This is a genomic window from Chryseobacterium oncorhynchi, assembly GCF_002899895.1.
Taxonomy (GTDB): domain Bacteria; phylum Bacteroidota; class Bacteroidia; order Flavobacteriales; family Weeksellaceae; genus Chryseobacterium; species Chryseobacterium oncorhynchi.
This window is the reverse complement of record NZ_PPEI02000002.1, coordinates 410,296-432,426: the sequence shown is the minus strand read 5'-3', so window position 1 is coordinate 432,426 and position 22,131 is coordinate 410,296. Positions and strand designations below refer to the sequence as shown.

The 22,131-nt window shown below is 35.6% G+C and carries 18 protein-coding genes; 15 read left to right on the top strand and 3 right to left on the bottom strand.

The genetic code is table 11. From position 1 onward, the window contains the following. Nucleotides 1–41: 41 nt before the first annotated feature. Both C1638_RS07640 and C1638_RS07635 read right to left on the bottom strand, forming a co-directional pair. A complete protein-coding gene (locus C1638_RS07640; RefSeq protein ID WP_109619722.1) occupies nt 42–1,421 on the bottom strand; it encodes a porin in 1,380 nt (459 codons plus the stop codon). A 213-nt stretch (nt 1,422–1,634) separates the two neighbouring features. Further along, nucleotides 1,635–2,051, bottom strand: coding sequence for an IS1/IS1595 family N-terminal zinc-binding domain-containing protein (locus tag C1638_RS07635; protein ID WP_109619720.1), 417 nt, complete (start codon nt 2,049–2,051; stop codon nt 1,635–1,637). Between the two features lie 160 nt (nt 2,052–2,211). Here C1638_RS07635 and C1638_RS07630 point away from each other — a divergent pair, with 160 nt between their 5' ends. From C1638_RS07630 to argH, 8 genes are all read left to right on the top strand, one after another. Then, on the top strand, nt 2,212–2,808 hold the full coding sequence (locus C1638_RS07630; RefSeq protein WP_109619718.1) for a GNAT family N-acetyltransferase: 597 nt from the start codon (nt 2,212–2,214) through the stop codon (nt 2,806–2,808). After that, nucleotides 2,780–3,976, top strand: a complete 1,197-nt coding sequence (locus tag C1638_RS07625; RefSeq protein ID WP_109620616.1) for an argininosuccinate synthase — start codon at nt 2,780–2,782, stop codon at nt 3,974–3,976. The genes C1638_RS07630 and C1638_RS07625 overlap by 29 nt, the downstream gene beginning before the upstream one ends. A 52-nt stretch (nt 3,977–4,028) precedes the next feature. Next, the gene (argC, locus tag C1638_RS07620) at nt 4,029–4,994 is read left to right on the top strand and encodes an N-acetyl-gamma-glutamyl-phosphate reductase (protein WP_109619716.1); all 966 of its coding nucleotides are present in this window, start codon (nt 4,029–4,031) and stop codon (nt 4,992–4,994) included. A 283-nt stretch (nt 4,995–5,277) separates the two neighbouring features. Next, the gene (locus tag C1638_RS07615; protein WP_109619714.1) at nt 5,278–6,417 is read left to right on the top strand and encodes an aspartate aminotransferase family protein; all 1,140 of its coding nucleotides are present in this window, start codon (nt 5,278–5,280) and stop codon (nt 6,415–6,417) included. A gap of 228 nt (nt 6,418–6,645) precedes the next feature. Next, a complete protein-coding gene (locus tag C1638_RS07610) occupies nt 6,646–7,599 on the top strand; it encodes an N-acetylornithine carbamoyltransferase (RefSeq protein ID WP_109619712.1) in 954 nt (317 codons plus the stop codon). 91 nt (nt 7,600–7,690) lie between these two features. Beyond that, nucleotides 7,691–8,485, top strand: a complete 795-nt coding sequence (gene argB / locus C1638_RS07605; RefSeq protein WP_109619711.1) for an acetylglutamate kinase — start codon at nt 7,691–7,693, stop codon at nt 8,483–8,485. Then, complete coding sequence (locus tag C1638_RS07600) at nt 8,460–9,542, top strand: M20 family metallo-hydrolase (protein ID WP_109619709.1); 1,083 nt, start codon at nt 8,460–8,462, stop codon at nt 9,540–9,542. Before argB ends, C1638_RS07600 begins: the two co-directional genes overlap by 26 nt. Before the next feature lie 268 nt (nt 9,543–9,810). Next, the gene (gene argH / locus C1638_RS07595; protein WP_109619707.1) at nt 9,811–11,115 is read left to right on the top strand and encodes an argininosuccinate lyase; all 1,305 of its coding nucleotides are present in this window, start codon (nt 9,811–9,813) and stop codon (nt 11,113–11,115) included. 376 nt (nt 11,116–11,491) lie between these two features. Here argH and C1638_RS07590 read toward each other — a convergent pair whose 3' ends face one another. Further along, entirely contained in the window at nt 11,492–11,953 is a 462-nt protein-coding gene (locus tag C1638_RS07590; protein WP_076354272.1) for an Lrp/AsnC family transcriptional regulator, read from the bottom strand. Between the two features lie 240 nt (nt 11,954–12,193). Between C1638_RS07590 and C1638_RS07585 the strand changes: the two genes are divergently transcribed. From C1638_RS07585 to C1638_RS07555, 7 genes are all read left to right on the top strand, one after another. Then, entirely contained in the window at nt 12,194–13,084 is an 891-nt protein-coding gene (locus tag C1638_RS07585; protein WP_109619704.1) for an aspartate carbamoyltransferase catalytic subunit, read from the top strand. Nucleotides 13,085–13,238: 154 nt separating this feature from the next. After that, entirely contained in the window at nt 13,239–14,312 is a 1,074-nt protein-coding gene (locus C1638_RS07580) for a carbamoyl phosphate synthase small subunit (RefSeq protein ID WP_109619702.1), read from the top strand. 163 nt (nt 14,313–14,475) lie between these two features. Continuing rightward, the gene (gene carB, locus C1638_RS07575; protein WP_109619700.1) at nt 14,476–17,658 is read left to right on the top strand and encodes a carbamoyl-phosphate synthase large subunit; all 3,183 of its coding nucleotides are present in this window, start codon (nt 14,476–14,478) and stop codon (nt 17,656–17,658) included. Between the two features lie 326 nt (nt 17,659–17,984). After that, complete coding sequence (locus tag C1638_RS07570; protein WP_109619698.1) at nt 17,985–18,443, top strand: hypothetical protein; 459 nt, start codon at nt 17,985–17,987, stop codon at nt 18,441–18,443. A gap of 128 nt (nt 18,444–18,571) precedes the next feature. Next, nucleotides 18,572–18,943 (top strand): hypothetical protein, encoded by a 372-nt coding sequence (locus tag C1638_RS07565; RefSeq protein WP_109619696.1) that lies wholly within the window; start codon nt 18,572–18,574, stop codon nt 18,941–18,943. 157 nt (nt 18,944–19,100) lie between these two features. Further along, complete coding sequence (locus C1638_RS07560) at nt 19,101–19,601, top strand: hypothetical protein (RefSeq protein ID WP_109619694.1); 501 nt, start codon at nt 19,101–19,103, stop codon at nt 19,599–19,601. Nucleotides 19,602–19,815: 214 nt separating this feature from the next. Further along, entirely contained in the window at nt 19,816–21,990 is a 2,175-nt protein-coding gene (locus C1638_RS07555) for a TonB-dependent siderophore receptor (RefSeq protein ID WP_109619692.1), read from the top strand. Nucleotides 21,991–22,131: the final 141 nt, after the last annotated feature.

The window sequence follows — 22,131 nt, the reverse complement described above, 5'->3', positions numbered from 1 at the left end:
TTTGATGTTAGTAGAAAATGATAATTGAATCCATTCCCGGATTATAGGTAAATCTGAAACTGTAGAATGAATTCTCCTTTTGAGGATGGACTTTCTGTAGGATTGGTGTAAATCGGTCTTGTGGAATATTGTGTAGTAATTTTTGCGTGATGTCCATCTATGAACCAGTTGGCTCCTATATCGAACTGTGAAGAAGATTTGTCGAAAGCTTCAAAGCTTTTATGAGTATAAGCTGCAAATGGCTGTATTCTGATTTTTGGCTTTTCTGCCTGACTTGGTAATAGTAAACCTGCCTGTGCGTAGATAATATTACCTGTTCCGATGGTGGGTTGTAGATTTCCGGGACCGGCTATAGCTTTATTTCCAATGAAATTAGGATCAGAAGCTGCAATATTCATGGTTCCCAGATTTCTTATATAATTAGGGCCAAAATTATAATTGTAATATCCGGCGTAAGCAGAAACTGCCATTTTGTTTTTTGCTTCTCCCAATGGTATATCTGCAAAAGCATCTACAGCAAAAAGAGTAATATCATGCTTTTCAATATTGGAATTAACAGAAGTTCTTGTTCCGTCCGCCTGATGATAAAATCCTGCACCAACATTGAAAACTTTTTTAGTTCCCAGATAAGATCCCACTTTGAAAGGAAGTGTATTAGATTCTTCATCAAGGAATTGATATTCTACATATCCTGCCTTTGAAAAACTAGGATTTCCGTTATTGTCTACTGCGACAGCTCTTGACGGATCAGTTACATTTACCGGAGTAAGATCTGTGGCAAACGGCTTGTTTAAGCTGAAACGATATTCAAGCTTTCCATATTTACCTTTGGCGAACATACCGAGCTGTCTTGCAAACTGATCAGAATTGTCAATTAAAGGCCATGAGAAAACAGGAGAATCAACCGTAAGGAAATTAAGTGTGGAAGCCATGGTCATACGGGAAAGTCCCATGTAGTAATGAAGCCCCGCTCCTAAAGATAAACTGAATTTTCCCGCTTCTCCAGGTAAAATAACTGCGTACTCATTCCAGGCATCATGAAAAAACAATTGGGTTTTCTTTCCGTTTCCATAACCTCCTGTTCCTGAAGTTCCCGTAGCACCACCATTAATGAAAGTCTGATTGTTGATTCCAAAATGGAGGAGGATCATGTATCTTTTAGAGATCTGTGCATACGTTAAAGCTCGTAACCTTCTGTTTCCTATGCTCCAGGAGTTATCTGTAGGCTCACCTCCAACCATGCTTCCGGGATTCATGGAGGTATTTCTTAGCCAGAGCTGGTCCCATAAAATAAATCTAATGAATTTGTCTCCCTCAGGATTGAGGTTTACTTTCAGTCCGCTGCCGTAATCAGGAGAACCCTGCGAATACATTGATCCGCTGATTAAGGCTAATCCAATAAATGTAAGTAATTTCTTCATAAATTATCAATTTTTGGCGTTGTTTTTTGTGAATGCCAAATTGTAATTAATAATTTATTTATGAAAATTTAATATATATTAGTGCTAATAATATAGTTAAATTGATTTTTTCACTGATTACCAGTTGATTATTGTGATATTTTAATTTTAAACCTGTCTTATATCTGCTTTCCGAAGTCTTGATTTTTAGCACTTGGTTCTTGATTCCTTTATCTATTTTTTAAACCTTTCCCACTTAATCAGCATGTACTTGTCAGCAAATTGAGTAATAATGAGCCCTGAATTTTTAATGTTTTCTTCCTGAGCTATATATTCAATTAGCTCATTTTGTTTTAATATTTTATAAACAGGATGAAACTCGGAATGAGGAGGTCTTGTAATATTGTATTTTTTGATCCATGAACTTATAGTAACGTGTGAAACGCCAATAATTCTTTCAATTTCACGATAACTTAGGCCTTCCAGATAGAGTTGAAGAGCCTTGGTTACATAATAATCATCAATTTGTTTCCCTAGTTTTTTAACAGTAAAATAATAGTTGCAGCTCTTGCAGTGGAAGCGTTGTTTTTCATTGATAATACCGCTTTTAACTACTTTATCGCTCTGGCATTTAGGACATGTATTTTCCATAACTATATTATTTTAGCAAATATATAATAAATTAGCAAATGTATATTTTCTAATAAAGATAATTTTACCTGTATAAATTTAAAAAACAAAAAAAATATCTTTTTTATTTGGTTTTTAAAGTAATTATATTTTAAATTTGCCAAAAAAATTAGATAAATAAATGGAAATAGAAGTTTCCTCATGCGAACATCTAATGTATGTGAGTGAAATACAGCAGGAAATGTATGATTCTGCACAGCGTAGAGGAACGGGAATCGCAAAACGTTCTATCGAATATTTGAGTAAAAAGATTTCAGAGGGCAATGCTGTGGTAGCCACTGAAAACGGGGAGTGGGTAGGTTTCTGCTATATAGAGACGTGGTCACACGGGAAGTTTGTTGCCAATTCGGGATTGATTGTTTCACCCAAATTCAGGAACGGAGGTGTTGCTACTCAAATTAAGCATAAGGTTTTCCAATTATCTAGAGAAAAATATCCGGAAGCCAAGGTATTCGGATTAACAACAGGGCTTGCTGTAATGAAAATCAATAGTGATTTGGGATATAAGCCGGTTATTTATTCAGAACTTACTCAGGACGAGGAATTCTGGAGTGGCTGCAAGAACTGTGTGAACTATGAAATATTAATGAAAAAGGAACGTAAAAACTGTCTTTGTACAGCTATGTTATTTGTTCCGGACAATATAAAAGAAAATGAGGCTGTCAACAATCAGCCTGAAAATAAATATTATGAAGAAAAAAGTCATCTTAGCGTTTAGTGGAGGTCTGGATACTTCCTATTGTGCTAAATATCTTAGTGAAACACTGGGGTATGATGTGTATGCCGTTACCGTAAATACCGGAGGTTTTTCTAAGGAAGAGGAAAAAGAGTTGGAGAGAAAAGCTTTAAATCTTGGGGTAAAGGAGTACAGGTGCGTAGACGCTCAGGAGGACTACTACAATTCTTGTGTGAAGTATTTAATTTTCGGGAATGTGTTGAAAAATAATACTTATCCTCTTTCTGTAAGTGCTGAACGTACGATTCAGGCGCAGGAAATTGCAAAATATGCCATTGAAGTAAAGGTTGATGCCATTGCGCACGGAAGCACAGGTGCCGGAAATGATCAGGTTCGTTTTGATTTGATTTTCCAAGTGATGTGTCCCAATATTGAGATCATTACGCCAATCCGTGATATGGCCTTATCCCGTGAAGATGAAATTGAGTTTCTGAAAGGGCATGGTTACGAAATGGAATTCCATAAAGCACAATATTCAGTGAATAAAGGACTTTGGGGAACTTCAGTAGGAGGAAAGGAGACTTTGACTTCAAGAAACTATCTGCCGGAAGAAGCGTTTCCATCACAAATTAAGGAAACGCAACCTTCAGAATTGGAGATTGAATTTAAAAATGGAGAAGTGGTTGCTGTAAACGAAGAAAGTTTCGAACATTCCGTATATGCTATTCAGAAAATAGAAGAATTGGCTTCTGCTTATGGTATTGGACGTGATATTCATGTAGGAGATACCATTGTAGGAATTAAAGGAAGAGTAGGATTTGAAGCGGCAGCAGCCTCAGTGATTATCAAAGCCCATCATTTATTGGAAAAGCATACGCTTTCAAAATATCAGCAAATGATGAAGTCTCAATTATCCGACTGGTACGGAAACTGGCTTCATGAGGCGCTTTTCCTGGATCCTGTGATGAGAAATATTGAGTCTTTCCTAGGAGATTCACAGAAAACTGTAAGTGGAAAAGTATTTGTAACCCTTCACCCGTACAGATTTATCTTAAACGGAATTGAATCTGATCACGACCTGATGTCTGATAAATTCGGGAGTTACGGTGAAGCGAACAGAGCATGGACAGGAGATGATGTGAAAGGATATACAAAAATTGTAAGCAATTCCTTAAATATATATCATCAGATTAACCAAAATATCAACTAGTTCCTAAGGAACAATCTAATAAAAGATAGGATATAGTCCTATTGATTAAAATATGAAGAAAACAGTAGGAATTGTAGGAGCCAATGGCTATACAGGAAGTGAGTTGATACGCTTACTGGCTTTTCATCCCCATGTGACATTGAGTTTTTTATATAGTCGTTCAAATTCGGGAACAAAAATTTCGGATCTGTACCCGGATTTAACGACGGTTTGTGAAAAAGCGTTGACGGATAAGCCTGAAGAGGTAGATATTCTTTTTCTATGTCTTCCCCATAAGGAAAGTCAGAATTGGTTGACACAAAATCCAGTTAAGGATGAAACAGTAGTAATTGATTTGGGAAATGATTTCCGTTTGGATGGAAATTTTGAAAACAGAGATTTTATCTACGGCTTACCTGAAATTAATAAAAAACAACTGAAAGGTGCAAAAAGTATTGCAAATCCGGGATGTTTCGCAACAGCTATTCAGTTAGCATTGCTTCCATTGGCGGAAAAAGGGTTGTTGGATGAGGTTTTCACCACAGGGATCACAGGTTCTACTGGAGCAGGACAATCTCTACAGCCAACCACTCATTTTACCTGGAGGAATGATAATGTTTCAGCTTATAAAACTTTGACGCATCAGCATGTGGATGAGATTTTACAACAGTTGATTTCATTTAATAATAAAGAAGTAAACCTGAATTTTGTTCCATGGAGAGGAGATTTTGCAAGAGGGATTTTTACAAGCTCTACAGTGAAAACAAATTTGGAGTTAGAGGAAATAGAGCAATTATATCAGGAGTTTTATGCAGAGGAGCCTTTTGTTACCATCAATGAAAGGGCAATGGACCTAAAGCAGGTTGTCAATACCAATCGCTGTGTGATTCAGATTGAAAAGAGTGGAAATGTTGTTGTTATTCACTCGGCGATTGACAATTTGTTAAAAGGAGCTTCAGGGCAGGCAGTACAGAATATGAATATTGCGATGAACTGGGAAGAAAATGCAGGATTAAACTTAAAACCTATTGCATTTTAAAAGAAAACTTAAAAGTCAATTGTCAATAAGCTAATCGTGAATTTTTAAAGCTTAATCAAAACCGACCTAGGAAAATGGAGCGTTAAGAAAAATAATTTTGTGAACGTTAAGAAAATTCTACTGTTCGAAGTGCGACAAAAATGTCGAACCGAAGAACAAATGCCAATTTCGCACAAGTTTTAGAATTTTTAGAGAACAAAAATATTTTTTAGCGAAAGTTTCCACGTCTTGAACTTTTGTTTCTTTTGTTTCAAGACAAAAGAAAAATATAAAAAAACTAAAAATGAATTTATTCAACGTATATCCATTATTTAATATCAATCCGGTTAAAGCTCAAGGATCTTTTCTTTGGGATGATAAAGGAGAACAATATCTTGATTTTTACGGTGGTCATGCAGTAATTTCCATCGGACACAATCATCCGCATTATAAAAATAAACTTAAAGAGCAGTTAGAAAAAATATCTTTCTATTCAAACTCTGTTCAGAATGAATTGCAGACTGAACTGGCTGAGAAATTAGGACAACTTTCAGGATATGAAGAATACAACCTTTTCTTGTGTAATTCAGGGGCTGAAGCGAATGAAAATGCCTTAAAGCTGGCTTCTTTTCATAACGGAAAGAGCAAAGTTCTTTACTTCTCAGGCTCATTTCACGGAAGGACATCAGCTGCAGTTTCTGTAACGGATAATCCAAAGATTGTGGCTCCGGTGAACTTTTCAGAAAGATTTATCAAATCCGAATGGAATAATATTGAACAGCTTGAAGAAACTTTTGCAGTACATGGAAACGAAATTTCTTCCATCATCATTGAGGGAATTCAGGGAGTGGGAGGAATCATGATTCCTACTGCCGCATTTCTATCTAAGATTAAAGAATTGTGCGAGAAATATGATGTTGTTTTGATCTTAGACGAAGTACAGTCAGGATACGGAAGAAGCGGGTATTTCTTTGCTCACCAGGAATTCGGAGTAGAAGCAGATATCATTACAACTGCAAAAGGAATGGGGAATGGCTTTCCGGTTGGCGGAGTGCTAATCAGTCCGAAATTTCAGGCAAGCAATGGCTTGTTAGGAACTACTTTTGGAGGGAATCATCTGGCATGTGCGGCTTCAATTGCTGTGCTGGATGTGATGAAAGACGAAAATCTCATCGAAAATGCTCAGAAAATGGGCGAATATATTGAAAATGAAATTAAAGATTTACCACATATTAAATCAATCCGAAGGAAAGGATTGATGATCGGGATAGAACTTGACAGGGACTGTTCGGAAGTAAGGAGTAGTTTACTTTACGATCATCATATTTTCACAGGAAACTCTAATGATAAAAGTGTCTTAAGGATTCTTCCGGCACTTAATATCAAAAAAGAGGAAACGGATCTTTTCATCAATGCTCTGAAAACAGTATTGGAGAAAATTTAAACCACAAAAGTCACAAAAGAGTTTAAACACTTAAGTGATTGTAAGAAAATACTAAGCGCTTAAAGAGTGCAATTAAGTTTTTGAAAATCTTTGATTTTCATCTTATGTGAGCTTACATATTTTCAAAATAATAAACTTTGAAAACTAAGTGTTCTAAAGTGTTTTAATAAAAATTTGGGGTTAAAACAACAATTAATGTGTGAACAAAATCTTTAAAATCAATTTAAAATGAAAAATTTTACCGCTGTAAGTGATGTTGAAAACTTACAGGAAATCATAAAAAAAGCTTTACAAATAAAAGAAAATCCCCTTTCCGAAACAGAAAAAGGAAAAGGAAAAACAATAGGTCTGGTATTCTTAAATTCAAGTCTGAGAACCCGTTTGAGCAGCCAGATTGCAGCACAAAACCTGGGATTGAATGTATTGACACTGAATGCAGCACAGGAAGCCTGGAATCTTGAATTTGCTGATGGAGCCGTGATGAACGGAGATACAGTAGAGCACATCAAGGATGCTATTGAAGTGTTGAATCAATACTGTGATATTATTGCAGTACGTTGTTTTGCAGGAATGAAAAGTAAAGAAGACGATGTGAATGAAAGCATTCTAAGTCAATTTGAAAAACATGCAAAAGTTCCTGTTATTTCTTTGGAATCAGCAACCCGTCATCCGTTACAAAGTCTGGCAGACTGTATCACCATTACAGAAAACTGGAAAAAAGAACATAAACCCAAAGTGGTTTTAACCTGGGCGCCACATATTAAGCCCATTGCTCATGCTGTAGGAAATTCATTTGCAGAATGGATGCAGGAAATGGATGTTGAACTGGTAATTGCTAATCCTGAGGGATATGATCTTGATAAGAACTTTACGAAAAATGTACAAGTAATTCACGATCAGGATGAGGCTTTAAAAGATGCAGATTTTATTTATGTGAAAAACTGGTCTTCGTTTGATGATTATGCCGCAATGCCCGAAGTAAAAGGGGACTGGATGCTGACGAATGAAAAATTAGCGAACACCAATCAGGCAAAAGTAATGCATTGTCTTCCTGTTCGTCGTAATGTTGAACTAAGCGATGAGGTAATGGATGGGGGAAACTCAATCATCTACCAGCAGGCAAAGAACCGTATTTTCTCTGCACAGGCGGTGTTCAGTGAGATATTAGATAATATAAAGTAGTCATTAAATTAGATGGTAACCATTTAATCCATTGTATAAGACGCGTTTTTGAATAATAAAATAAGACGCATCTATTAAATCCTTTAATCTTATGAAAAATAAAATGTACATCATAAAAATAGGCGGAGCGCTCATTGATGATGAACGATTACTGGATCAGTTTTTAGATCAGTTTTCCCAAATAAAAGAAAAGAAAATCCTTGTTCATGGCGGAGGAAAGTTAGCTACAGAATTGGCAGCTAGGCTAGGCATGGAGCAAAAGATGATCAACGGAAGGAGAATTACAGATAAAGATACATTGGATATTGTAACAATGGTGTATGCAGGAGGAATCAATAAGAATGTTGTTGAAAAATTACAGCAAAAAAAATGCAATGCCATAGGATTTTCTGGTGCAGACGGAAACTTAATAAAGGCTAAGAAAAGAGAACATCCGGAAATAGATTTTGGATTTGTAGGGGATATTGATAAAAAAAGCGTGAATAAGAAACTGCTTTCAAAATTAATTAAGCTTAACCTTGTTCCTGTGTTTTCTGCTATTACCCATGATAAAAAGGGAAATCTCTTCAATACCAATGCAGATACCATTGCATCAGTAATGGCACAGGCTTTATCATCCAAATATGAAGTAGAGTTGTTGTATTGTTTTGATAAGGTGGGAGTGCTGGAAAATGTTGACGATCCCGAATCCCTTATTAAAAGTATTTCCGAAGAGGACTTTACTGCTTTAAAAGAAAAAGGAAAGCTGCACAAAGGGATTTTGCCCAAACTTGAAAATGCTCTTGGAGCAATAAAGAATAATGTAAATAAAGTGTTTCTCATTAAAGAAACCGAATTGAAAAACCATATAGAGAGTCATCATGCAGGAACTGAAATCTGTTTATAATAAAGAAGAATTGTTGAATAATGCAGTTGGATTGCTTAAAAATTTGATTGAAATTCCTTCATTCAGTAAAGATGAATTCAATACATCTGTAGAGATTGAAAACTTTTTCAAAAAGCATCAGATCCCGACAAAGCGTTTCAAGAATAATATTTGGGCGGTCAATAAGAACTTTGATGTTTTCAAGCCCTCTGTTTTATTGAATACGCATCATGATACTGTGAAACCTAACAAAGCTTATACTTTGGATCCGTTTGTTCCTGTAGAAAAAGACGGAAAGCTGTATGGGTTGGGAAGTAATGATGCCGGGGCCTCTTTGGTTTCTATGGCGCAGGTTTTTCTGCACTTTTATGATAAAGAAGATTTAAAATATAATTTAGTGATTGCTTTGACGGCAGAGGAGGAGATTTCAGGTTTTGACGGAATTGAGGCCTTGTTTCCACAACTACCCAATATAGAATTCGCCATTGTAGGAGAACCCACGCAGATGAATCTGGCGATTGCAGAAAAAGGGTTACTTGTGATAGACGGGGAAATGAAAGGAACTCCTTCTCATGCTGCTCATCCCAATGATGATAATTCCATTGTAAAATGTATGCAGGATCTTCAGAATATCTTAGACTTTAAATTTCCAAAAGTTTCAGAATATCTGGGTGAAGTTAAAATTACACTGTCAGGAATTCATGCTGGAGTACAGCACAACGTCGTTCCTGAATCATGTAACTTCACATTGGATGTAAGGGTAACAGATGCGTATTCCAATAAAGAAGCCTTTGAAATCATCCAGTCACAAATGAAATCAACACTTACTGCAAGGTCTTTCAGGTTGAATTCCTCAAAAATAGAAATGGATCATCCATTTGTAAAGGCCGGTCTTGAAATAGGAAGGACAACATATGGGTCACCAACTTCTTCAGATCAGGCAATCATTCCATGTACATCAGTGAAAATGGGACCTGGAGACAGTAGGCGCTCCCATACAGCGGATGAATTCATCTATATTAATGAAATAGAAGAAGGGGTTGATATCTACATCCAAATTTTGGAAAAAGTGTTATAAAAGAGGACTTAGAAACTTTTAATAGCTAACCTCTGAAATATATATTTTGACTACGCTCAGCAGGCGTTAAAGTTTACGTTTTTAATAAGGATTTATGCAAAAAAGAATAATTAGAAACAACAACTTTACATTAGGGACATGTTTTTTTATAGTTAATAGTAATAAGGAACGCTTTGCTGGGCATGTCAAAATCAATCAAATATTTTAAATCAGATCATTGTGAAGCCGTTATAAGGTTATATATGATCTCAGAAAAATCGATAATTATATGAAAAAGATATGGCAAAAGGATGACCTGGCCACCAATATATTAGTCAATAACTTTACAGTAGGAAAAGATCTTGACTTTGATGAACGTTTGGCAAAATATGATGTCAAAGGTTCTATGGCGCACTGCAAAATGCTTGCAGAAACCGGAATTATTTCCAACGAAGAATCAGAACAGATGCTTTCTGTATTAAACAATATTTTAAATAAAATTGAAGAAGGTAGTTTTGAAATTGATAAAGAAGCTGAGGATATCCATTCTCAGGTAGAAGCAATCCTAATTGCAGAATTAGGAGATACAGGAAAGAAAATCCACACCGCAAGATCAAGAAATGATCAGGTTTTGTTGGATATTAAATTGTACTTATTAGATGAAATTCGTGAAATAACAGCACTTACCGACGAGTTTTTCCAGATTTTAATTCAATTGGCAGACCAGCATAAAAATGTTCTGCTTCCGGGATATACCCACTTGCAGATTGCAATGCCTTCATCCTTTGGATTATGGTTTGGAGCTTATGCAGAAGCCCTTTTGGATGATGTAGAAATGTTATTTTCCATAAAGAATATCATCAATAAAAACCCATTGGGATCCGCTGCAGGATATGGTTCGTCTTTCCCTATCAATCGTGAAAGTACTACCTATAACCTAGGATTTCAGTCGATGAATTATAATTCGGTATATGCTCAGATGACCCGTGGAAAGTCAGAAAAATTACTGGCAATGTCAATGGCTACTTTAGCGGGAACACTGGGTAAATTTGCCTATGATGTGTGCTTGTATCTGAATCAAAACTTTGATTTTATAAGCTTTCCAAAGGAATTTACAACAGGAAGCAGCATAATGCCGCACAAAAAGAACCCAGATATTTTTGAATTGGTTCGTGCACGATGCAACAGAATCCAGTCCTTACCAAATGAGTTAATCCTATTGACCAATAATCTTCCGTCAGGATATCACAGAGATGTACAATTAACCAAGGAAATTCTTTTCCCTGCAATAGATTCTCTTAAAGAATGTCTGGAGATCTTAAGCTATACGTTGCCGAATATTCAGGTAAAGGATGGGATTCTGGAGGATGAAAAGTACAAATACCTTTTCAGTGTAGAGAAGATTAATGAAGAAGTGAAAAATGGTAGTTCTTTCCGTGATGCTTATGTAAAAGTAGGACAGGAGATTGAAAACAATGAATTTGACTTTGAATTAGGAAACTTAGATCATACCCACCAGGGAAGCATAGGAAATCTTTGTCTGGATAAAATAGAATATCAGTTCAATAAATTGAAAAATAAATTATTGGGCTAAAATATAAACCATTAAGATAATAAAAGGCCTGAGTAGACATACCATCTAAAATTACTTTTAGATCACGCCTTATTTTTTTATCGTTTGTAAATCCTTAATCTTATTTACTTAGGCTGTCTTAATGGTTTTTTATTCCGCTCTTTGAATTTGATGATTGATTTTGAAACTATGGAGTATAGTTGAAAATTGAGATTGAATAGGACTTAAAATTTTATCGAACATAAAACCTTTGTGTCTTACAATATAAATCTTGGAAGTGTCTTTCGCGCCTTTACATATTCTAACAAAAATAAGAGATGGGATAGCACGAAAGGGTAGGAAGATCAAAAATTTTCAACAAAAAATCTAAACCATTTTGGGGTTATAATGAAAAGAATTATTCTAAATCAATTTTAAACTTGGTCGATTTTTTTACCTCATGCAAAACTATGGAACTGTGGTATTGCCCAATGTTAGGAAGATTGGAAATCACGTTAACCGCGAATTCATTATAAGAGTTGATGTCTTTTGCAATAATCTTTAACATATAATCGTACTCTCCGGAAAGGCTGATGATTTCCTGTACTTCATCATGACTTCCAATATGTTTTTCAAAGGTTTCCAATACTTTCTTGGATTGTTCCTTGAGACGAACATTACAGTAGACTACAATATTTAAACCCAGTTTTTCACGGTTTAAGAGGCCAACATACTTTTCAATGATCCCATGCTTCTCCAATTGTTTGATTCTTTCATACGTTGGAGTAAAGGTAAGACCAATCTTTTCTGAAATTTCCTTAACAGATAAAGTGGAGTCTTCCTGTATAATGCTGAGAATCATTTTGTCTTTTAAATCCATAAAACTAATTTGAGTTTTAACAAAAATATCATTTTTAAATGAGAATAAGAAAATACCAAAGGTTTTAATTTATTTGAAACTTTGTTTTTGTAGGTTCATAAAATTTCTGTATCTTTGCACCTAATGAATAAAAAAGCATTTATATCATTAGATTTACCGGGCGAAAGCGCCCTTTACGATATTTATTGTTATTAGCGAAGATTGTTGTCTTCGCTTTTTTTATGCCCAAAAATTAGAATTATGTTTACGATTACAGAACTAAGTACCGAGAGAATCAACAGTATACTGACAGAAGCATTAGCTTTTGCAAACGGAAAAACTGCTAAAATTGAAGGAGAAGTTTTTTGCTCAAACCTTTTCTTCGAAGACAGTACAAGAACAAAGACAAGCTTTGATATTGCAGAAAGAAAACTGGGACTTCAGATTGTTCCATTTGATGCTTCGCACAGTTCTGTAAATAAAGGAGAGAGTCTTTATGATACAGTGAAGACCATAGAAAGTCTGGGAGTAAATCTGGTTGTGATCCGTGATAAAAAAGACAGATACTTCGAGGAATTAAAGAATATTACGATTCCTGTGATCAATGGAGGAGACGGAACGGGAAACCATCCATCGCAATGTATGCTGGATTTGATGACGATCTATCAGGAATTTGGAAAGTTTGAGGGATTAAAAGTAGGAATTGTAGGAGATGTAAAACACAGTCGTGTAGCCAACTCAAATGCGGAGGCTTTAAGAAGATTAGGAGCTAAGGTATACTTCTCGGGACCGGAACATTGGTTTGATGAGGGAGCCTTAATCAACGGAACTTATCTGGCACTTGATGAACTTATTGCAGAAGTGGATGTTCTGATGTTATTAAGAATCCAGCACGAAAGACACGACGCGGCAATGAGTTTTACTGCGTCTGAATATCATAAAAGATACGGCCTTACTAAAGAAAGAGAGCAGGCTATGAAGAAACAAGCAATCATCATGCACCCGGCACCTATCAACAGAGGTGTGGAAATAGATTCAGATCTGGTGGAATGTGAACGCTCAAGAGTTTTCAAGCAAATGGAAAACGGTGTCTTTGCAAGAATGGCAATCTTGAAAGAAGCGTTAGAAGAAAAAGGGTTTACGTTTAAGTAAATTGTAAAAAGTATAATGTAAAAAGTACAAGATACAAATCGGGACGAAGTACATTATACAAAAAAAGAATAGTAAAAGTATAGAAAGCAAGTAAGATACATTTTACAGCTGACATTGTACAAAAAGAAAATAATAGAAAATCTAATTTTTAAAAATGAAGAAAAAATTAATACTGGAGTCCGGTGAAGTGTTTCATGGAGAAGGTTTCGGAGCAGAATTGGAAACTGCAGGAGAAGTAGTTTTCAATACCGGAATGACAGGGTATCAGGAATTGATTTCTGACCCATCGTATTGCGGTCAGATAGTTTGTATGACCTATCCGCTTATCGGAAATTATGGTATTAACCGTGATGATTATGAAAGTATCGAGCCGGCAATCAAAGGGCTTATCGTAAAAGAACTTTGCGATCTTCCTTCCAATTTCCGTACTCAGATCACTTTAGATGAATTATTTAAAAAGAAAAACCTTTCAGGAATTTCAGGAATTGACACGAGAAGACTAACAAGAATTCTTCGTAATTCCGGAGTGGTAAAAGGAAAAATTGTAAACGCTGATGCTGATGAAAATGCAACAGTTTCAGAATTGAAATCTACAAGCTTCCCAACCAATCAGGTAGAGGAGGTTTCTACGAAAACACCTTATGCAAACCCAAACAGAGGTTTCAAGGTAGTATTGGTAGACTTCGGTGCAAAACTGGGAATCATCAGAGAATTATCACAAAGAAACTGTGATATCATTGTAGTGTCTCATGATACAACAGCAGAAGAAATTCTACTAATGAATCCAGATGGGATCATGCTTTCAAACGGTCCTGGAGATCCGGAAGATGTGCCACACGCTTTAGATATGATCAGAGGGTTATTAGGAAAAGTTCCAATTTTCGGAATCTGCTTAGGACACCAATTGATCGGTCTTGCTTGCGGTGCAAAAACTTTCAAATTAAAATTCGGACACAGAGGAGGAAATCACCCAGTATTGGATCTAGAGAAAAATACGGTAGCAATCACTTCTCAAAACCACGGTTACGCAGTAGATCAGGAAAGTTTGAAAGGAACAGACCTTATCGAAACGCACATCGCATTGAACGACAGAACAAACGAAGGTCTAAAACATAAGATTCATCCTTGCTTCTCTGTTCAGTATCACCCTGAAGCTAGCCCAGGCCCAGAGGATGCAAACTACCTGTTTGATGAGTTTATTCAAATGATGGAAGACTTTAAAAAGTAACACGGCTATCTGTCATTCTGAATGAAGCAGTAATGTAATGAAGAATCTCAACAATTAAAAGGTTAGATTTTTATAGAATGACAAAATAACATTGTGAATCTTAGTAAAAGTAAAAAATACGAAGTTTAGAATCTAGATTCTTGACTCTAATAAAAAAAGAAAAATGGCAAAACGTACAGATATAAAAACAATTTTAGTAATCGGTTCAGGACCTATCATCATTGGTCAGGCAGCTGAATTTGATTACGCAGGAACGCAGGCTTGTCTGTCTTTAAAGGAAGAAGGCTACAAGGTAATTTTGATCAACTCAAACCCTGCAACAATCATGACGGATGTGGAAATCGCTGATAAAGTATATATCGAGCCGATTTCATTACAATTTGTAAGCCACATCATCAGAAAAGAACGTCCGGATGCATTATTACCAACACTTGGAGGTCAAACAGGACTGAACATGGCAGTTGAGTTGGAAAAATCAGGAATTCTTGAAGAATGTAAAGTGGAAGTATTAGGAACGACGCTTTCTGCCATCAACAGAGCAGAAGACAGAGACCTTTTCCGTGAATTGATGAGAGAGTTGAACGAACCGGTTCCTGAGTCTGATATTGTAAATACAGTAGAGGGAGCTATTGCCTTTGCTAACGAGATTGGCTACCCTGTGATTGTTCGCCCTGCCTTTACAATGGGAGGTACCGGAGGTGGTATTGCTGCCACAGAAGTAGAATTAAAAGAAATTGCTGAACTTGGTTTGAAGTATAGTCCTGTAACCCAGTGTCTTATTGAAAGATCAATCGCAGGTTTCAAGGAAATTGAATACGAAGTAATGCGTGATGCAAACGACAACGCGATTGTGGTTTGTAACATGGAAAATATAGATCCTGTAGGGGTTCACACAGGAGACTCAATTGTTGTGGCGCCATCTCAGACGCTTTCAGACAGAGAGTACCAGTTATTGAGAAATGCTTCTCTTAAAATCATCAGAGCCTTAGGAATTGAAGGTGGATGTAACGTACAGTTGGCTTTAGACCCACACTCATTCGACTATTATATCATTGAGGTAAACCCAAGAGTTTCCCGTTCATCAGCGTTGGCGAGTAAGGCAACAGGATACCCAATTGCAAAGATTGCAGCAAAGATTGCGGTGGGATTAACACTGGATGAAATCATGAACCCGGTAACAGGAAAAACATACGCATGTTTCGAACCTGCTCTGGATTATGTGGTAACTAAGTTCCCAAGATTCCCGTTTGATAAATTTGAAACTGCGGACAGAAGACTTTCTACCCAAATGAAAGCAACGGGTGAAGTAATGGCAATTGGAAGAAACTTTGAAGAGTCTTTACAAAAAGCAATCCGTTCTTTAGAAACAGGAATCAAGCATTTAGGATTAAAAACAAAACAAGCTCAGGCACTTACTGCTGAAGAAATCGAAAGAAGAATCAGAGTTTGTGATGATGAAAGATTATTCATCATTGGTGATGCTTTAAGAAGAGGTTACGACTGGGAACAGATTGTAGAATGGAGTAAAATTGATAAATTCTTCATCTGGAAACTGAAAAAATTAGTTGACTTCGAAAAAGTAATTGCTGAAAATAAATTTGACAAAGAAACGCTGATCCAGGCTAAAAAGTTAGGATTTGCAGATGTTAATATTGCTGTTCTTTGGGATGTAAAAGAACGCGAAATTTTCAATTTCAGAAAAGAAAACGGAGTGATGCCGGTTTACAAAATGGTAGACACTTGTGCTGCTGAATTTGAAAGTGAAACACCATACTTCTACGGAACATACGAAGAAGAAAATGAAAGTGTAGTTTCAGATAAAGAAAAAATTATTGTACTTGGTTCAGGACCAATAAGAATCGGACAAGGAGTTGAATTTGACTATGCAACAGTTCACTCAGTTTGGGCCATTAAAGAAATGGGTTACGAAGCGATCATCATCAATAATAACCCTGAAACGGTTTCTACAGATTTCTCAATCTCAGATAAATTATACTTCGAGCCTCTTACAGAAGAAGATGTAATGAACATTATCGATCTTGAAAAGCCAAAAGGAGTAGTTGTTCAGTTTGGAGGGCAGACAGCGATTAACCTTGCTGATAAATTAGCTTCTCACGGAGTGCAGATCCTAGGAACTTCTCTGGAAGACCTTGACAGAGCTGAAAACAGAGATAAATTTGAAAAAGCTCTACAAGAGATGGGGATTCCTCAACCAAAAGGAAGAACTTCAACTTCTAAGGAAGAAGCAATAGAAATTGCCAACGAAATCGGTTATCCGGTATTGGTTCGTCCAAGCTACGTTCTTGGAGGGAGAGCAATGGAAATTGTATACGCAGAAGCAGAGCTGGCTCACTATATGGAGAACGCGGTAGACGCAAGCCCTGAGCACCCTGTTTTGGTTGACAAATACATGGTAGGAAAGGAAATTGAAGTAGATGCAATCTGTGACGGTGAAACAGTGATAATCCCAGGGATTATGGAGCACATCGAAAGAGCGGGAGTTCACTCCGGAGACTCTATCGCAGTATATCCGCCACAGAATATTTCACAAAGCGAAATTGATACTTTAGTAGATTATACAAAGAGATTGGCAAAAGGTCTTAAAGTTATTGGATTGATGAACATTCAATACGTACTTTTCGAAGGAAATGTATATGTGATCGAGGTGAATCCTCGTTCTTCAAGAACAGTTCCTTTCTTATCCAAAATCACAGAGGTTCCAATGGCTAACCTGGCTACAAAAGCAATCTTAGGTCAGAAACTAACAGATCTAGGTTATAAAGATGGTTTAGTTCCAAACAAAGAAGGAGTCTTTGTAAAAGTGCCGGTATTCTCTTTCTCAAAACTAACAAAGGTTGACATCTCTCTAGGCCCAGAAATGAAGTCTACAGGAGAAGTTATGGGGAAAGATACAACCCTTGAAAAAGCGCTTTACAAAGGTCTTGTTGCAGCAGGAAGAAAAGTTCCTATGCATGGGTCTATCCTTTTCACAGTAGCAGATAAGCACAAAGATGAGGCAGCAGCTCTTGCAGCAAGATTCCATGAAGTAGGGTTCAGAATCTGGGCTACAGAAGGAACAGCGAAATTCTTTGGAGAAAAAGGAATCCCTTGCAAAATTGGATACAAAATAGGAGAAGAAAGTGTAAACCTTATTGATTTGATCCAGAAAGGAAAAGTTCAGTATGTGGTAAATACTACTACAAAAGGTAAACAAGCTGAAAGAGACGGATTCCAGATCAGAAGAATGAGTGTGGAAAACGGTGTTCCTTGTCTAACATCAATGGATACAGTAGAAGCAATCTTAAAAGTAATTGAAAGCATGAGCTTCAAAATGGAGACGATGTAATTTCGAATACAAAATAAATAGTATAAGCCCCGTAAGTTTTCTTGCGGGGTTTTTTATCAATTAATCCGGGAAAACAAAGAATTGTGTTTACTTTTGCAAAAGCCATTTAAACTTCAATACAATGAGGATAAAGTCAATTACCATAGGATTTTTAAGTTTTATTTTCATAATAGAACTTGCAGGATGTTCTTGGCTAACTGATTTTTATATTTAAAACCTGACTGGCTCTAAAAAATTAATAAAGATCAATTACAGTTATCCCATCTCAAAAGCAATTGATAATGAATCCGTCAGCTTTGGATTTTAAAATTAATTAGCCGTTTAATATGAATTCTTATTTAAAAATAAAACAGACTTTTCTAAAAAGCGTAATAGCGTTCACTCTTATTGCTTGTTTTCAGGCAAAAGCTCAAAAATCCCAGTTTAACATTGTAGGAAGTTGGGAATCCATTGATTACTGGAAGAGTAAAGGCAAAGCAGGCTTTACAAAAGATGGATATGTATCCATTACAATTAATGGGGAAGAGATTGACGGCAAGAATTTTATCATCCACGGAGGTCCTAATAATGGACAGAAAGGAGAACTGAAATATAAAATTGATATGGATAAAACGCCAATTGAGATTGATTTTATTGCATTAAAAGATAATCAGGAAAAAGGAAGACTGTTAGGAATTATCGTTCCGGTTAACGATTCAAAATTCCTTATGCTGATAAACATGAATGGGAAAAGGCCTGGTAGTATAGATCATGATGAAACAATGACACTAACAAAGATTGAATAAAATTGATCTGAAAATAATTTAAACCTCATAGATCGCCGAAATCTATGAGGTTTTTCTATATAAATTCTATAATTTAGGGCAGTAAATATTTCGATTAAAAATAATATTGTGACATTCTTAATTATTCTATGAAAAAAATACTTTTTGCACTCACTTTTGTATTAGGAGTTGTATTTATTCTCAATATCAATTTTCCATTAAAAAAGCAGGATATCTATGGAAAATATATTAACATGAATTTTGATGAGCCAATTTGCTGTGTGGAAGCTCCTCATACCGCTGATACTTTAGTTTTATATGAAGACAATACATTTAAAAGTAAATTTTATGGAATGGGTACATATAAATTATATAATGGATTAAATCCTGAAATAGAACTTCATTATACAGATTTTGGTCAGCCAGCTGTTTATAAAACCTATTTTTTAAATGGTTTTTTTGAAAAACCTAAGATTATTCTAAATGCAGATTCAAATCATTATTATGAAAAACTTGATTGAAAAAAGCATAACTCCCAACTCATTATCAAGTATTTTTATCATACCAGCTTAAAAATACATTTATTTTTACCGAATTATTTATAAATTAGAGCGTTAAAATTCAGGTTGTTATTATTTTTAAAGACTAATAAAAATTCCACCAAATTAAAATATAACCATGGCAGAATATTATGCAAAATCAAACAGTTCCTTGAATTTTGAAGTTACAAAAGACAATACATTAATAGGAACACTTTCTTACAAGAATTGGTTTAAGTTTAATGCAATAATAGATATTGCGGCTTATAAAAGCTATCAGGTAGAGCCAAAGGGGTTTTGGGGAACAACTATTGAATTAAAAGATGGCGAAAAAGTTCTCTTGAAATTCAGAATGAACTGGAATGGAGAAATTATTGTGCAGACCTATTTTGATGGAGTAAAAGAAAGTTATGTTTTTAAACATAGAGGAATTTTTAAAGAATCATTTGTTTTAACAGACAAAATAGGTTCTGAATTGGTGATTATGAAGCCAAACTTTAAATGGAATTTAATGGGCAATGAATATCAGATGATAACCTCCGATACCTTTGAAAATTTATCCAATAAGGAAGTATTAATGATGATTTCACTGCATTGTGCCAACTATTATATGTCAATGATGAGCGCTGCAATAGTATAAGAAAATTTGCGCTGATTTTTATGAAAAATGTAAAGTATTTAGGTGAATATTCAGCCTAAAAATATCATACTTTGAGGAGATAAAGGGTTTTCGATTATTCGGAAACCCTTTATTTATGGACTTTTTTCATTAACACATTTTATGATTTGTGTCATATTTTTATTTAGAATTAATAAAAATAAGTTAATTTTGCAACACAAGCTTAATTATAAAAATGAAAAAAACTATTATTTCTGCATCTTTATTGGCAGTAACCATGCTCTATGCACAGGAAAGTGATACCCTAAAAGTGGCTGAGATCCAGTCCGTATCACTTCAGGGAACTCATAACTACAGAACCAAAAAATCCGAATCAGTGGCAAGGCTTCCACTGGAAAACCTTGAAAATCCAACCGTTTACAATCTGGTCCCAAAAGAAATTATCAGTGAAATGGGCGCTACAGATTTCAACACGGCAATGGCTTCAGCGCCGGGAGTGGTAGTAAGCAACAGTGTGAATGACAGTGGAAATGATGTCTTTTTGAGAGGTTTTAGTTCTAATGCAAGCTTCAGAAACGGATTGACTCAAAACCCAAGAGTACAGTCGGAAATTGCCAATATTGAAAGAGTAGAAGTAATTAAAGGACCATCAGGAACCTTATTTGGAGGAACCCTAGCAAACTATGGTGGTGTTGTGAATGTGGTGACTAAAAAGCCACAGGAGAACTTCGGTGGAATCATCAACTATACGACCGGAAGTTGGGGAATGAACAGAATTACAGCAGACGTAAACACTCCTTTAAATAAAGAAAAAACAGCTTTAGCGAGATTTAATGTGGCAGCCTATTCTCAAGATTCTTTCCAGGATGCAGGATATAACAAAGGTCTGTTTTTCTCAGGAAGTATTTTATATAAGGTAAGCGATAAAACAACGGTAACATTGGATACAGAATTCCATTCACCGGAAAAAACACTGAATGCTTTTGTAAGACAATCTGAAAAACTGACATTGCATTCTATGAAAGACCTTGCAGGAGCGCATGACAGATCATTTACAAGTAACGACATTGGATCAAAAAGGACCAATTTTGTAACAATGGCTGAAGTTACCCATAAGTTTAATGATCAATGGACTTCCAGAACATCGTATCAAAGAGGTGAAGCTAATGAAAACGGATCAATATTTCTTGTTTTAAGTTATGTTGATAATAATACAGTAAGCAGAGGAATTCGTCCTTTTGACAGCTATAAAATTACAACAGATAATATTCAGCAGAACTTTATTGGAGACTTTAAAATAGGAAATCTTAGAAACCGTTTGGTTGTAGGGTTAGATTACTATCAGCAGACCACCAAAAATCAGTATGGTATGTTTAAAACTTCAAAAGATGATACAAAAGGATCTGTTTTTGCGCCCTACGATATCATTAAGCTGAACGAGTCTTCACCGTGGCAGCCAATATCCAGAAGTTTAGTAGAAAACCTGGAAAGAATTCCCAACGATCCAAATAGTATTATAAAGCCAACAAACTACGACGTTACCCAATCCAGAACATTCAGTGTATACGCTTCTGATGTTCTTAATATTACAGATAACCTATTGGTGATGGCGAGTTTAAGAATGGATAATTATAAAAATAACAATATCATTACCAATGGGGTAGAAGGTAAGGGCGAATACACACAAACTCAATTTGCTCCGAAATTCGGTTTAGTTTATGAGATCGTTAAAAATGAAATTTCATTCTTTGCAAATTATGTAAACGGTTTTAAAAACGTAGCTCCTACAAGGGATTCAAGAGACAAATCAGGAAACACTTTCATTGAATATAAACCTGAACAAGGGAATCAGTTTGAAGCAGGTTTTAAAGTTGATTTATTTGGAAAAAAACTTTTAACCACGGTAAGTTATTACAACATGAGAATTAAAAATCGTCTGATTGCTGACCCATCAGGAATTACCGGACTTTATATTCAAGATGGAAATATCAAGAACCAAGGTTTTGAAATAGATCTTGTAGCAAATCCTGTTAAGGGATGGAATATTGTTGCAGGCTATGGTTATAACGATAATAAATTTGATGACAGAAGCAAAGATGCAGGAAAAAGAAGTGCATGGACACCTAAGCATGTAGCCAACTTCTGGACGAGTTATAAAATGATGAATGGAGCTTTTGAAGGGCTGGGATTTGGAGCAGGATTTAATTTTGTAGATAAAACGTATATCAACATTGGAAACCATTTTCTGGCACCATCATATACTTCAGTGGGAGCCACTATTTTCTATGACAAGAAAAAATACAGAATCGGTTTGAAGATGAACAATGCCTTGAATGAGATGTACTGGAACTTCTATGGTCAGCCACAGAAGCCAAGAGAAATTCTTGCCAATTTTGCATTCAAATTTTAAAAAACTTAAAAACAAAAAATATTTTTTCAAAATAACTATGTGCTGGAGAACGCAAAGCCGTTGAGGCGATTATAACGTTTTTAAGGTGTAAGAAAATCATATATTTAATAATTAGATTTTTAACACGCATTCATAAATTTG